The following is a 13,173-nucleotide window of genomic DNA, read 5'->3' as shown; positions in this document are numbered from 1 at the left end:
CGGCACGCCGGGAGCACGCACCGACCGCCGCGAGGCCGCCCTCCGGGCGACGACGGGAGTTTGACGACAGGCCCTAGTGCCGGTCGACCTCGACCCGGGCGATCTCCACCTTCGGTTCCGCGGGCGCGGCCCGGCCGGGCATCGAGACCTGGACCTCGGTGGGCCAGGAGGCGCCGGGGTACACGCCGACGGTGTCGGTGCCGAAGCTGCCCGTGGCCTCGTAGCCGTCGGGGCCGGTCACCCGCACGGTGACCTCGTAGAAGGCCCGCACGCTGCCCCGGTTCGTGACGGAGACGGGCACCCGCAGCACGCCGCCGGCCTCCCGCACGGCGGCGTGGGCGCTGACGTCGCCGTCGCGGGCGACGACCGGGCCGAACCCCTCGGCACCCTCCGGGGGCGTCGGGGGCGTCGGGGGCGTCGACGGGGCCGGGGTCCGGGTGACGATCGGGGGCGGTGTCGGCGCGGCGTCCGCGGTGGACCGCGGCTCCGGCCCGGCCCCGGTGCACCCGGTCAGTGCGCCACCCGCGCAAACGACGGCCACCAGCACGGACACGGCTCCGGGCACGCCCTTGCGCACGCCCTTGCGCACGCTTGCGGACGGTCTCACGGTCATGGCTTCCCCCGAAGCTCGGGCGCGCGGTCGATCTCCGCGCACCGGGTCGCCGTGATCATATGACCGGTGTCGCGAACCGGCCCGGTCCTCACCGCTCCCGCGGCCCCCGGTACAGGGCGTCGATCTCGGCGGCGTAATCCCGGGCGACGGCGCCGCGCCGGAGCTTGAGCGAGGGCGTCAGGTGCCCGCGTTCCTCGGTGAAGTCCCCCGGCAGGACGGCGAAGCGCCGGATCGACTCGGCGCGCGAGACCATCTGGTTCGCCTCGTCCACCGCCCGCTGGAGGTCGGCGAGGAGGTCCTCGTCGGTGACCAGCTCGCGGATCGGCACGCCCTGCTTCTTGTGCATCTGCCGCCAGTGCGCCAGCCCGTCGGGCTCCAGCGTGATGACGGCGGTGACGTAGGGCCGGTTGTCGCCGATCACCATGCACTGGCCGACGAGCGGGTGGGCGCGCAGCCAGTCCTCCAGGGGCGCCGGGGCGACGTTCTTCCCGCCGGAGGTGATGATCAGGTCCTTCTTGCGCCCGGTGATGGTGAGGTACCCGTCCGCGTCCAGTTCGCCGATGTCCCCGGTGGCGAGCCAGCCTCCGGCGGGCTGGGCGGCGACGTTCCAGTACCCCGCGAAGACGTGGGCGCCGCGCAGCAGCACCTCACCGTCGTCGGCGATCCGTACGGACGTGCCGGGCAGCGGCCAGCCGACGGTGCCGAGGCGGGGGCGCAGCGGCGGGGTGATGGTGGAGGCGGCCGTCGTCTCGGTCAGCCCGTAGCCCTCGAAGACCTCGACGCCGGCGCCGGTGTAGAAGGCGGCGAGCCGCCGGCCGAGCGGGGAGCCGCCGCTGAGGACGTAGCGCACGCGTCCGCCGAGGGCGGCCCGGATGCGCCGGTAGACGAGGGGATCGTAGAGGGCGTGGGCGGCGCGCAGCCCCATGCCGGGGCGTTTGCCCTCGACCGTTTCGCCGAAGCTCTGCGCGATCCTGGCGGCCCGGTCGAAGGAGGCGGCGCGGCCCATCCGCTCGGCGGTGGCGCGGGCGGTGTTGTAGACCTTCTCCAGGACGTAGGGGATGGCGAGCAGGAACGTCGGTCGGAAGCCCGCCAGGTCCGCGAGCAGTTCCTCGGTGCGGATGCTCGGCGCGTGGCCGAGCTTGACCCGGGCCCGCATGCAGCCGACGGCGACCATCCGCCCGAAGACGTGGCTGAGCGGCAGGAACAGCAGGGTGGAGGCCGGTTCCTCGGTGACCGATTTGAAGACCGGGTGCAGCAGCCCCACCGCGTTGTCGACCTCGGCGAAGAAGTTGGCGTGGGTCAGGACGCAGCCCTTGGGCTGCCCGGTGGTGCCGGAGGTGTAGACGAGCGTGGCGACGGTGTCCGGCGTACGGGCCTCCCGGCGGGCGTGCACGAGGGCGTCGGGCAGGTGCTCCCCGGCCTTGACGAGGCGGGCGACCGCGCCCGTGTCGAACTCCCACAGGTGCGCCAGTCCGGGCAGGTTGCCGCGTTCGGCGCTGATGATCCGGGCCTGGGCGGTGTCCTCGACGGCGCAGGCGACGGCGCCGGAGTCGTGGAGGATCCACCGTGCCTGCGAGGCGGAGGAGGTCGGGTAGATCGGCACGGTGACCAGGCCGGCGGCCCAGCCGGCGAAGTCCAGCAGGGTCCACTCGTAGGTGGTGCGGGCCATGATGGCCAGCCGGTCGCCCGCTCTGAGCCCTTCGGCGATGAGTCCCTTGGCCACGGCGAGGACCTCGGCGGCGAACCGGGCGGCGGTGACGTCGTGCCAGGTGCCGTCGGGTGCCTTGCGGGCGAGGACGGCCTCGTTCGGGGCCTCGCGGGCGTTGTCGAACGGTAGGTCCCCGAGCGAGCCCCTCTGTGGCATCCCCGCGAGCGGGGGCACGGAGACCTCCCGCACCACCCCGGCGATGGTCGTCTTGACGGGCTCCACCAGCTTCGGCTCGGCATCCACGGCGCGCTCTCCTCGGGTCGATCGGAGTTACCGCCGGTAATCTACGCACGGGTAACCCGGTCCGACCACCCCCCGGACCGGGCCTTTCTCCTCCCGGGGGGCCCGGCGGGGTCCCCCGGGAACGCCGCCGGAGGTCAGCGCCCGCGCCGATCCCCCGTGGCCTTCGGGGAGTTCGGCGGAGCGGCGCCGCGTTCGACGGCGTCCACGCCCACGGCGAAAAAATCCCGACCCTCGGCGCGGATCACGAGGCACTCGCCGCCGCACGGCATCACGGTCGTGCCGAGTCCGCCGGTCCCACGGCCCCGGCCGCCGGCGCGGGCGGCCCGCGCTCCTCGACGCGGCGGAGTCGACGCCCCCGGCGGACCTGCGCCGCACGGGCGCCGCCGAACAGGCCGCGTCCGCAATCCCTTTGACCACTGCGGTCGCGAACTGCCTTACTCAGTACGGCAGAACACATGCGCCCGTCGGCGCGCAGCGGGCAGAATCGGGGAGGTCCGTCCGACGGCTTCGGGCCCTCGATCGGAAGGGGACTCCGGTGTCGTCACAGGAAATCCAACTCACTCTCACCGCCGAGCAGGCCGCGGCGGGGGTGGTCATCAGCGTCACCCTGGCGAGCGGTCCGGTCAGCCTGCGGATCCCGCCCACCCGCAACGGCGATCTCATCCGGGCGCAGGTCGCCGGCAAGGAGGTGCTGCTGCGGATCCTGGTGACCGGCACCCCGGTCGGCGCGACGACCACGACCCCGATGGCCTCCGCCGCGGCCGGGTCGCCCGGCGCTCCCGGCAGGTCCGGCCGCACGGGCTGCCTGGTGGCCCTCGGCACGGTCGCGGCCATCGCCGTCGCCTTCTTCCTGGTGAGCAACGGCGACGACACCTCCGACAACAAGGCCTCCACCGCCGCCAGTTCCTCGGAGCCGCCGCCCCGCCCGGGCCACTACTCCCCGCCCGCGACCCAGGCCCCCACCCACATGGCGACGGAGTCGACCCCTTCGCGGAGCGCCGCGCCCGCGCCGGACCCGACCACCGCCGCACCGGTCCCGGACCCGACCCCCACCAGCGAGGCCCCCACCCCCTTCGACCGGGGCACCTGCCTCAACGGCGAGCTCCCGGACTCCACGACGGCGCAGCGCGTCACGAACGTGGACGAGGTGCCCTGCACGGCGTCCGACGCGCACTACCGGGTGATCGAAAGCATCCCCTTCACCTCGGACATGGACCGCTGCAACACCAACACGAAGACCGAGTACGCCTTCTCCTACCGCTACACGATGAACGGCAGCGTCCTGAACGAGTACGTGTACTGCCTCGTCGGCATCGGCTCGTACTCCCGCCGATAGGCGCTCCCGACTGGTAGACAGGGAGGCTTCTCCACTCTTCCGCAACTCGGCAGACGCAAGGGCGACATGATGCTCCACCACTTGGACCGCACCCTCGACGAGATCGACGGCCCCCCGTGGCCGCCCGCGCCGCCGAACGCGACGAGCCTCGCCACCAAGGTCCACGCCCTGCGCCGGCGCCCCCTGGGCAGCCTCGCGCCCGCGGACCTGCGCACCCTGATCAGCCAGGACGTGGCGCTCCCCCACGTCCTGCCGCTGGCGGTCGACCTGCTGGTCGAGGATCCGCTGCTGGACGCGTGCTTCTACGAGGGCGACCTCCTGCACGCCGCCGTCACGCGCCCCGCCACGGCCTGGCTCCTGTTCCCGGACCTCGCCGTCCGCCTCGCGACGGTCGTCGCCCCGCTCCCCGCCACGCCCGAACGCGCGGAGTTCCTGGCGACCCACGCCGACCCGGACCACCGGAACCCGGCCGGGTGACGGCCCCCGGGGCCCGACACCGATCCTCCGGGGGCGGACTCACGCGGTCGCGGGCGCTCCGCCCGCGTTATGGATCAGCCGCTGGAGCACCTTCAGCGTGGTGACGTAGTCCGCGTCGTCGATGCCCTCGTGGAGGGCGGCGCGGATCGCGGGCCCGTGGCGTCCGAGCTCGACGCGGGCCCGCTCCCCCTCCTCGGTGAGCCACAGCCGCTCCTCGGCGTCCCGCGTCAACCAGCCGCGCTCCAGGAGCACCTCGGCCTCCACCGCCAGATCGTCCTCGGGCCGGATGTAGGAGGCCATCGCCTCCCGCAGCGCCCGCAGGGTCATCCCCTTGCCGTCGGGCGAGATGTCGTTCTCCGACAGGTTGCGCAGCAGCCAGAACTGGGGCTGTGTGTAGCCGAGTTCGACCTGGCGGGCCCGGGTGTAGGCGGTCAGCGCCTCGTAGGCGACACCGGTCCAGTAGGCGGCGGGCCGGCCGGCGAGTTCGGCGTCGGAGGTCTGCTGGGTCGTCATGTGATGTCCCCTCCTGGTACCTGGACACGGGACCCGTAAGCGGTGCGGGTCACGTCGAAACCGTATGACCTCAAGCGCACTTGAGGGCAAGGGGTTCCTCAGGCGGCCGCCAAGGCCTCATGCTCGGGCGGGCAGTCCGCGCAGCGGCCCGGGGCGGGGGCGCGGAAGCCGCGGTCGCAGCCGTCGCAGTTCTGCATCGGGTCGGGTCGCGAGGACGGAGCGGCGGCGGCCGGAACGGCCGAGAGCCGTGGCGGCCTGGACGACCTGAGTCGGTAGCCGAGCAGGGCGGCCGGGTGCCGCAGGTCGGGGGGCAGGTCCGCGGCGAGGACCATCCGCACGGCCTCCGGGGCGGCGCCCCGGTGCAGCCAGTCCGCCACTCCGGGCGCGAGTTGGCGTACGGAGCTCTCCGAGAGCAGCAGCCGGTGGTCGTCCTCCCGCAGCCGGGCGAGCAGCGCCTCGGCCTCCCGCCACCGGGGACCACCTGCCTCCGGCCCGGGGTCGGGATCCGATGCGGGGCTGAGATCCGGCTCCGGGACCGGCTCCGGAGCAGACTCCGACCTCGGTGCGGGCCGCAGGTCAAAGGCGGGCCGCGGGCCAGAGGCAGGCTCCGGTTCCGGCTCCTCCCGGGCAGGCCCTGGGGCGGGCTGCGGCAGCGGCCCCGCAGCGGGCTGCGGGTCGGGCTTCGGGACGGTGGTGGGCTCGGCCGGGTCCGCTACAGGTGCGCGGTCGCCCGGCGGGGGCGGCGGGGGCGGGGGCGTGCCCTTCGGGTGGTTGTAGGAGACCGTCCTGGTCACGATCCGCCCGTCGCCGATCCGTACGCGGCTCCGCTCCAGGTACCCATGCGCCTCCAGCTCCCGCAGGGCCGTCGCGATCCGCGACTCCCCCTCCGGGAACCGGCCGGCGAGCGCCTGGATGCCGACGCGGGCACCGGTGGGCAGCGACTGGATGTGCAGGGCGAGTCCGATCGCCGTCAGCGACAGCTCGCGGTGCTGGGCGAGGTGGTTGCCGACCACGGTGTAGTGAGTGGTGTGCTGGGTGTTGACGTGGACGACACCGGATCGAATGGTCCCGGCGGGAACACGGGACGAGGCGGGCGAGGGCGCGCTAGGGTGCTGGAATGCCATGGGGAAGGTGCTACTTCCTACTTGGTCAGGCCCTCGTTCGGGATGCCCGTCCCGGCGGGGGCCGTCTCATGTCTGCGTCTGGTGGGGCCGAGCATATGCCGCTCAACCGCGTCGAAATCCAGCCCAGTTGGCACAGTTCACCCGTGTGAGTGAGCGGGGAGCCGGAGGGGTGGGGTTGGTTGGTTTCAGCCCGGTACTTGAACGGGGTAGACGTCGCATACGACCGGATCCCGACCCCCCGCGTCACGGCTCCGGGCACTCACCGGGCAGGTCCAGCTCCGCCCACACCGCCTTCCACGGCGGCGGCCCCTGCCCCACGCCCCACCGGTCGGCCGGCGCTGCCACCAGCACGAGCCCCCGCCCGGCCTCCGCGCCCCGATCCGCGTCGCGGGAAGCGGCGACCCGGTCCCGGCGGGTGTCCGCCACCTCGATCCGGGGCGCACGGGCGGTTCGGGTGAGCACGACCCGGAACTCCCGACGGCAGCCCCCACCCCCGCTCGCCGCAGGCGTCCGGGCGGAGTTCGTGGGACGCGCCTGACCCCCGTACTGGACAATGTCCCCTGTTCTTGGCGGCGGCACATCTCAGGGGGCCCCATGCGGGCGGGGGAGCACTTCTCCGGCAGGTACCGGCTGGACGCACGGCTCGGGCACGGCGGCATCGGCGAGGTGTGGCGGGCGTACGACGTCGACCTCGGCCGGCCGGTCGCGGTGAAGGTGCTGCTGGAGTTCGACGCACCGGACGAACTGCTGCGCCGGTTCCGGCGCGAGGCGGCGATCGGGGCGCGGCTCCAACATCCCGGCATCACCGTCGTCCACGACATCGGGCACCACGAGAACCGGCTGTTCATCGTGATGGAGCTGCTGGAGGGCGAGGACCTCGCCCACCGGCTGGCCCGCTCGCCGGGCGGGCTGCCCGTGGCCGAGGCCGTCGAACTGGCCCTCCAGGCCACCGAGGCGCTGTCGGCCGCGCACGCCCGGAAGGTGGTGCACCGGGACCTCAAGCCCGCGAACCTGTTCCTCCTCACCGACGGCCGCCTGAAGATCTGCGACTTCGGCATCGCGCGCACCGCCGACGCGACGGGCGGTCTGACGGTCACCGGCCGCCCGTTCGGCACGCCCTCCTACATGGCGCCCGAGCAGTGGCGCGGCGAGCACGTCGACGCCCGCTGCGACCTGTACGCCCTCGGCTGCGTCCTGCACGCCCTGCTGACGGGCGATTCGCCGTTCCCCGCGACGGAGCAGCCGTGGGCGCTGATGCGCCGGCACCTGGAGGAGGTGCCGGCGGGGCTGCGTACGGTCCGGGCGGACGTGCCCCTCGGCGTCGAGAAGCTGGTCTCCTCGCTGCTGGCCAAGGACCCGGCCGCGCGGCCGGACGCGGCCGCCACGGCCGAGGTCCTGCGCGCGCTGCGCCCCCCGGCGCCCGCCGCGCACCCCGCCCCGGGCACGGCCCCGCCCACCGACAACGCCCCGACCGGTGAAGCACCTTCCGACACCGACACCGGCCCCGACACCGATCCCGGCACCGACTCCGGCTTTGGCTCCGGCTCCGGCTCCGCCTCCGGCTCCGGCTCCGACCCGGTCGACACCGCACCCACCCGGACCGCACCGCCGCCCCGCACGCCCCCGCCGCCCGTACCGCCCCTTCCCGACGGCCCGCCCGCCCCGACCGAGCGGCCCGCGCCGACGGACACCGACGCCGGCACCGACACCGAAGCCGGCACCGAAGCCCCCTCCTCCGGCCCGACCCGGCGGAACGTCGTGCTCGGTGGCCTCGCCGCGCTCGCCGCCGTGTCGGGCGGCACGTTCACCATCATGAACCTCACCGACGGCGCGGGCACCGACGGGGCCAAGGGCAGCGACAGCGGCGGCGTCATCACGCCGGCCCCGTCCGTCCTCACCGACGACGCCGGGGCGGTGTCCTCGGTGGCGTTCAACTCCGACGGCAAGACCGTGGCCTGCGGCAACAGCGGGAAGACCGTCCGCGTGTGGAAGATCGCGACCCGCACCAAGACGTCCCCGTTCCCGCCCCACTCCAACGCCGTGGCGTCGGTCGCGTTCAGCCCCGACGGCGCGTTCTTCGCCAGCGGCAGCCTGGACAACACGATCCGCCTGTGGGACGTCGGCAGCCGCACCGGCGCGCTGCTCACCGGGCACACCAGCAGCGTCTGGTCGCTGGCGTTCACCCCCGACGGCAAGACCCTGGCCAGCGGCAGTTGGGACAACACCGTCCGCCTCTGGAACACCGCCGACCGCACGAGCACCACCCTGACCGGCCACACCGGCAGCGTCTGGTCGGTGGGCTTCAGCCGCGACGGCGCGACCATCGCCGCCGGCGGTCACGACAACACGGTCCTGGTGTGGGAGGTCGCCTCCCGCACCATCGTCACCATGCTCACCGGCCACACCGGGTCGGTCGCGTCGGTGGCGTTCAGCGCCGACGGCAGGACGCTCGCCACCGGCAGCACCGACAACACCGTCCGCCTGTGGAACATCGCCAAGGGCACCAGCACCACCCTGACCGGCCACACCGGCGCCGTGTCATCGGTCGCGTACAGCCCCGACGGCAAGACCCTCGCCACCGGCAGCAGCGACAACACCGTCCGCCTGTGGAACGTGGCCAGGCGCTCGCAGATCAGCACCCTGACCGGCCACACCGGCGCCGTGTCATCGGTCGCGTACAGCCCCGACGGCAAGACCCTCGCCACCGGCAGCGGCGACAACACCATCCGCCTGTGGAAGCTCGCGTGACCCCGGCGAGGACGACGACCGGCAGGCGCGGCGGGCCGTACCGGCGCGAGAGCGTCGACCTGCCCGAGGACCGGGGCTGTCTGCGCTGGGTGCTGGGCGTCCCGCTCGTGCTGCTCTACGTACCGGCGGTGTACGCGTGCTTCCTCGCGCTGGCCATGAGCCCGCGATCGGCGCACGACCCGCTGCGCGACGACGTCCGGTTCGCGGCCGGGGCGTCGATCGCGGTGTGCTTCGCGGGCCTGCTGCTCACCGCCGTACCGGTCTTCCACCGCACCATGGGCCGCTGGTGGTACGCCGGACCGTTCCTGCTGGCCACCGTCGCCTACGTCCGCGCCCTGACCGTGTGAGTCGGGAGTCCCCGAACGCGACAACACCGCGGCCCCCGCCCGGACGGGGGCGGGGGCCGCGGTGGGCGGGCGCGCTCGGGGCGCGTCCGGATCAGGCGGTGACGGCGACCGGGGCGCCGGCCTTCTCCTCGGCCGGGGTCTCGACCGGTTCGGCCTTCTCGTCCAGCGGGGAGGCGGAGGCGGAGGCGTACGCCTCCTTGTCCAGGATCCCCTCACGGGCGGAGACGATGACCGGGACGACGGCCTGGCCGGCCACGTTGGTGGCGGTGCGCATCATGTCGAGGATCGGGTCGATCGCCATGAGCAGGCCGACACCGGCCAGCGGCAGGCCCAGCGTGGACAGGGTCAGGGTGAGCATCACGGTCGCGCCGGTCAGACCGGCCGTGGCGGCGGAGCCGACCACCGAGACGAACGCGATGAGCAGGTACTCCTTGATGCCCAGCTGCACGTCGAAGATGTTCGCGATGAAGATCGCGGCGAGCGCCGGGTAGATCGCGGCGCAGCCGTCCATCTTCGTGGTGGCGCCGAACGGGACGGCGAAGGAGGCGTACTCCTTCGGGACGCCGAGGCGCTCGGTGACCTTCTGGGTGACCGGCATGGTGCCGACCGAGGAGCGGGAGACGAAGGCGAGCTGGATCGCGGGCCAGGCGCCCTTGTAGAAGTGGAGCGGGTTCACCTTGGCGACGGCCCACAGCAGCAGCGGGTAGACGCCGAACATGACGAGGGCCGAGCCGATGTAGACGTCGGCGGTGAAGGTGGCGTACTTGCCGAGGAGGTCCCAGCCGTAGCTCGCGATGGCGGTGCCGATGAGGCCGATGGTGCCGATCGGGGCGAGGCGGATGACCCACCACAGGGCCTTCTGGAGGAGTTCCAGGACCGACTCGGCGAGGTTCAGGACCGGCTGGGCCTTGCTGCCGAGCTGGAGGGCGGCGATACCGGCGACGGCGGCCAGGAAGACGATCTGCAGCACGTTCAGCTCGGTGAACGGCGTGATGATGTCCTTCGGCACGATGCCGGTCAGGAAGTCGATCCAGGAACCGGTCCGCTTGGGCTCCTTGCCGTCGGCCGGGGTGAGGCCGGTGCCCGCGCCCGGGTCGGTCAGCAGGCCTATCGCGAGGCCGATGCCGACCGCGATCAGCGACGTGATCATGAACCAGAGCAGGGTGCGGGAGGCGAGCCGCGCGGCGTTGTTCACCTTCCGCAGGTTGGTGATGGACACCAGGATCGCGAAGAAGACGAGCGGGGCGACGGCCAGCTTCAGCAGCTGGATGAAGATGTCACCGACCTGTTCGAGGGTGGTCTTCAGCCAGCTGATGTCCTGGCTGCGGGCGAGCCAGCCGAACAGCACGCCGAGCACGAGACCGGCGACGATCTGGGCCCAGAACGGGAACTTGAAGGAGGCCTTGGCGGGAGCCTGGGCCTGGGGGGTGGCGGACACGGACACTCTCCGGGGGGACGCACGAGGTACGGCGGAAGGTTCTGCGGGGGGTGCGGTGCGGCAGCAGCCGGAAGGGGCCGGGCCGGCCGGGACCGCTGCTGTATCGATTCAGCTCAACTGCGGAGGGAATCAGCGGCAACAGCAACAGGCCGCGGACACGCGGCGGCAGAGGTCGACGTGCAGGCGCTCCACGAGCGGGACGCTCGTGGTCATCGGGTGCGCGGCTGTGGTCAACATGTTGAACACGCTAACACTTCTCCTTTGAGAAGCCCAAAGTGATTCTTTGATCCAGAAGGGCCCGAGGCCCGCCCCGCGCGACCGGGAAAACACGAAAGCCCCAGCGTTACGGGCGGTATTCCCGTAGCTGGGGCCGTTCGGTGTGTGAGGAAGCCAACGCGGCTGCGGTCAGCCGACGCGGGCGGCGTCGTCGGCCACGTCCTCCTGGCTGCGGTTCGCCGCGAGCTTGTCCTTCGCACCCGCGACGCGTCCGGAGATCTGCACGGACATCGCGTCGCGCTGCTTGCGCAGGAGGACGAACGAGAGCGGGGCGGACAGCACGAGCGCGAGCAGCACGATCCAGGCGGGGTTGGCGTCGCCGAGGCCGGAGGGCACCCAGCCCAGGCGGACCAGGAGGGCGACGAGGACCAGGCATCCGACGAAGATGCCCAGGCGCATCGCGGTGTAGCGGATCGTCGCGCTCGTCTTGAGGGACACGGTGACCCCTTCTCTCTCGTCGTCCTGCGGGCATGGCGTGCCCGTCCAGTGAAGCACGCCGGGGCTCCGCGCCGGCCCGCCGGGGGTCGGTGCCGCACCGGCCGGCGCGGCACCGGGGGCGGGGCGACGGAAAAGCCCCGGTCCGCGGGGGACCGGGGCTCCGTCAAGGGGTACGAGCGCTCAGAGGCGCATCGCCTGCGGGGTCTCCCGCAGGTCGGCGTCCGGGCCGGGGTACTCGCGGATGATCTCGTAGCGCGTGTTGCGCTCCACGGGACGGAAGCCCGCCTCGCGGATGAGTTCGAGGAGGTCCTCGCGGCCGAGCTTGTTCGGGGTGCCGTAGTTGTCGGCGTCGTGCGTGATCTTGTACTCGACGACCGAGCCGTCCATGTCGTCGGCACCGTGCAGCAGCGCGAGCTGGGCGGTCTGCACGCCGTGCATCACCCAGAACACCTTGACGTGCGGGACGTTGTCGAAGAGCAGCCGGGAGACCGCGAAGGTCTTCAGCGCCTCGGCGCCGGTCGCCATCGTCGTCCGCGCCTGGAGCTTGTTGCGGACCTTGCCGTCCTTCATGTCCACGAAGTCGTGCTGGTAGCGCAGCGGGATGAAGACCTGGAAGCCGCCGGTCTCGTCCTGGAGCTCGCGCAGCCGCAGCACGTGGTCCACGCGGTGGCGCGGCTCCTCGATGTGCCCGTAGAGCATCGTCGCCGGGGTCTTGAGCCCCTTCGAGTGGGCCAGCCGGTGGATGCGCGACCAGTCCTCCCAGTGGGTGCGGTGGTCGACGATGTGCTGGCGGACCTCCCAGTCGAAGATCTCCGCGCCGCCGCCGGTCAGCGATTCCAGACCGGCCTCGATCAGCTCGTCCAGGATGTCGGAGGCCGACATCCCGGAGATCGTCTCGAAGTGGTGGATCTCGGTCGCCGTGAACGCCTTCAGCGAGACGTTCGGCAGCGCCTCCTTGAGGGCGGACAGCGAACGCGGGTAGTACCGCCACGGCAGGGTGGGGTGCAGACCGTTGACGATGTGCAGCTCGGTGAGGTTCTCGTTCTCCATGGCCTTGGCCAGGCGGACGGCTTCCTCGATGCGCATCGTGTACGCGTCCTTCTCCCCCGGCTTGCGCTGGAAGGAGCAGTACGCGCAGGACGCGGTGCATACGTTCGTCATGTTCAGGTGGCGGTTGACGTTGAAGTGGACGACGTCACCGTTCTTGCGCGTGCGCACCTCGTGCGCGAGGCCACCGAGCCAGGCCAGGTCGTCCGACTCGTAGAGGGCGATGCCGTCCTCACGCGTCAGCCGCTCGCCGGAGCGGACCTTCTCCTCCAGCTCACGCTTGAGCCCAGCGTCCATGCCGGTGTCTCCTCTTTGTCCTGACCTGCCTGCAACCGCCACCCACCGTACTCTCAGCTCTCCTCGGGCAGCTCCCCGACCCGGTTCTCCCACTTCGTGGAGAGCACGATCGTGGTGCGGGTGCGCGAGACGCCCTTGGTGCCCGAGAGCCTACGGATGATCTTCTCCAGGCCGTCGACGTCGCTGGCGCGGACCTTCAGCATGAAGGAGTCGTCGCCCGCGATGAACCAGCAGTCCTCGATCTCCGCGAGGTCGCGGAGCCTGCGGGCCACGTCCTCGTGGTCGGCCGCGTCGGAGAGGGAGATCCCGATCAGCGCGGTGACGCCGAGCCCGAGCTCGGCGGCGGCCACCGTCGCGCGGTAGCCGGTGATGACGCCGGCCGTTTCCAGCCGGTTGATGCGGTCGGTGACGCTGGGGCCGGAGAGGCCCACGAGACGGCCCAGCTCCGCATACGAGGCACGACCGTTCTCACGAAGTGCCTGGATGAGCTGCCTGTCCACCGTGTCCATTACGTGGAGCCTTCCATTATTCGGCGATTCTGCAAGTCTAGGTATAGAATCAAAGGCAC

The 13,173-nt window shown here is 72.4% G+C and carries 13 protein-coding genes; 4 read left to right on the top strand and 9 right to left on the bottom strand.

All coding sequences use genetic code 11. The features are described from left to right. Positions 1–73 precede the first annotated feature (73 nt). Both NOD94_RS13715 and NOD94_RS13710 read right to left on the bottom strand, forming a co-directional pair. Positions 74–607: a hypothetical protein gene (locus tag NOD94_RS13715; protein ID WP_281206162.1), complete on the bottom strand. Its 534-nt coding sequence runs from the start codon at positions 605–607 to the stop codon at positions 74–76. A gap of 94 nt (positions 608–701) precedes the next feature. Next, entirely contained in the window at positions 702–2,477 is a 1,776-nt protein-coding gene (locus NOD94_RS13710) for an AMP-dependent synthetase/ligase (protein ID WP_281206166.1), read from the bottom strand. Between the two features lie 622 nt (positions 2,478–3,099). Between NOD94_RS13710 and NOD94_RS13705 the strand changes: the two genes are divergently transcribed. Beyond that, positions 3,100–3,900 (top strand): hypothetical protein, encoded by an 801-nt coding sequence (locus NOD94_RS13705; protein WP_281206161.1) that lies wholly within the window; start codon positions 3,100–3,102, stop codon positions 3,898–3,900. 81 nt (positions 3,901–3,981) lie between these two features. Next, positions 3,982–4,377 (top strand): contact-dependent growth inhibition system immunity protein, encoded by a 396-nt coding sequence (locus tag NOD94_RS13700; RefSeq protein WP_281206160.1) that lies wholly within the window; start codon positions 3,982–3,984, stop codon positions 4,375–4,377. 39 nt (positions 4,378–4,416) lie between these two features. Here the strand turns inward: NOD94_RS13700 and NOD94_RS13695 are convergent, their stop codons facing one another. The 3 genes from NOD94_RS13695 to NOD94_RS13685 form a co-directional block, all read right to left on the bottom strand. After that, positions 4,417–4,890, bottom strand: a complete 474-nt coding sequence (locus tag NOD94_RS13695) for a MarR family transcriptional regulator (protein ID WP_281206159.1) — start codon at positions 4,888–4,890, stop codon at positions 4,417–4,419. Between the two features lie 98 nt (positions 4,891–4,988). Beyond that, positions 4,989–6,014 (bottom strand): helix-turn-helix domain-containing protein, encoded by a 1,026-nt coding sequence (locus tag NOD94_RS13690; RefSeq protein ID WP_281206158.1) that lies wholly within the window; start codon positions 6,012–6,014, stop codon positions 4,989–4,991. A 243-nt stretch (positions 6,015–6,257) separates the two neighbouring features. Next, a complete protein-coding gene (locus tag NOD94_RS13685) occupies positions 6,258–6,476 on the bottom strand; it encodes a hypothetical protein (RefSeq protein ID WP_281206157.1) in 219 nt (72 codons plus the stop codon). A gap of 132 nt (positions 6,477–6,608) precedes the next feature. Between NOD94_RS13685 and NOD94_RS13680 the strand changes: the two genes are divergently transcribed. Then, a complete protein-coding gene (locus NOD94_RS13680; RefSeq protein WP_281206156.1) occupies positions 6,609–8,762 on the top strand; it encodes a serine/threonine-protein kinase in 2,154 nt (717 codons plus the stop codon). Beyond that, positions 8,747–9,109 (top strand): hypothetical protein, encoded by a 363-nt coding sequence (locus tag NOD94_RS13675; protein WP_281206155.1) that lies wholly within the window; start codon positions 8,747–8,749, stop codon positions 9,107–9,109. The genes NOD94_RS13680 and NOD94_RS13675 overlap by 16 nt, the downstream gene beginning before the upstream one ends. A 91-nt stretch (positions 9,110–9,200) precedes the next feature. Here NOD94_RS13675 and NOD94_RS13670 read toward each other — a convergent pair whose 3' ends face one another. The 4 genes from NOD94_RS13670 to NOD94_RS13655 all read right to left on the bottom strand — a co-directional run bounded on the left by NOD94_RS13670 (position 9,201) and on the right by NOD94_RS13655 (position 13,114). Continuing rightward, positions 9,201–10,547 (bottom strand): dicarboxylate/amino acid:cation symporter, encoded by a 1,347-nt coding sequence (locus NOD94_RS13670; RefSeq protein WP_281206154.1) that lies wholly within the window; start codon positions 10,545–10,547, stop codon positions 9,201–9,203. A 405-nt stretch (positions 10,548–10,952) separates the two neighbouring features. After that, positions 10,953–11,261, bottom strand: coding sequence for a DUF4229 domain-containing protein (locus NOD94_RS13665; RefSeq protein ID WP_281206153.1), 309 nt, complete (start codon positions 11,259–11,261; stop codon positions 10,953–10,955). Between the two features lie 180 nt (positions 11,262–11,441). Next, the gene (gene mqnE / locus NOD94_RS13660; protein ID WP_281206152.1) at positions 11,442–12,605 is read right to left on the bottom strand and encodes an aminofutalosine synthase MqnE; all 1,164 of its coding nucleotides are present in this window, start codon (positions 12,603–12,605) and stop codon (positions 11,442–11,444) included. Between the two features lie 53 nt (positions 12,606–12,658). Further along, entirely contained in the window at positions 12,659–13,114 is a 456-nt protein-coding gene (locus NOD94_RS13655; RefSeq protein WP_281206151.1) for an Lrp/AsnC family transcriptional regulator, read from the bottom strand. Between the last annotated feature and the right edge of the window lie 59 nt (positions 13,115–13,173).

This window comes from Streptomyces sp. Isolate_45 (genome assembly GCF_024721315.2).
In the GTDB taxonomy this organism is placed as follows: domain Bacteria; phylum Actinomycetota; class Actinomycetes; order Streptomycetales; family Streptomycetaceae; genus Streptomyces.
The sequence above is the reverse complement of the archived record's forward strand: the minus strand, read 5'-3'. Positions and strand labels throughout refer to the sequence as shown.

Bases quoted from the DNA above. Each gene is read 5' to 3' on its own strand.
- NOD94_RS13680 (WP_281206156.1), top strand. From the start codon at position 6,609: ATGCGGGCGGGGGAGCACTTCTCCGGCAGGTACCGGCTGGACGCACGG.
- NOD94_RS13655 (WP_281206151.1), bottom strand. From the start codon at position 13,114: ATGGACACGGTGGACAGGCAGCTCATCCAGGCACTTCGTGAGAACGGT.
- mqnE (WP_281206152.1), bottom strand. From the start codon at position 12,605: ATGGACGCTGGGCTCAAGCGTGAGCTGGAGGAGAAGGTCCGCTCCGGC.
- NOD94_RS13710 (WP_281206166.1), bottom strand. From the start codon at position 2,477: ATGCCACAGAGGGGCTCGCTCGGGGACCTACCGTTCGACAACGCCCGC.
- NOD94_RS13695 (WP_281206159.1), bottom strand. From the start codon at position 4,890: ATGACGACCCAGCAGACCTCCGACGCCGAACTCGCCGGCCGGCCCGCC.
- NOD94_RS13690 (WP_281206158.1), bottom strand. From the start codon at position 6,014: ATGGCATTCCAGCACCCTAGCGCGCCCTCGCCCGCCTCGTCCCGTGTT.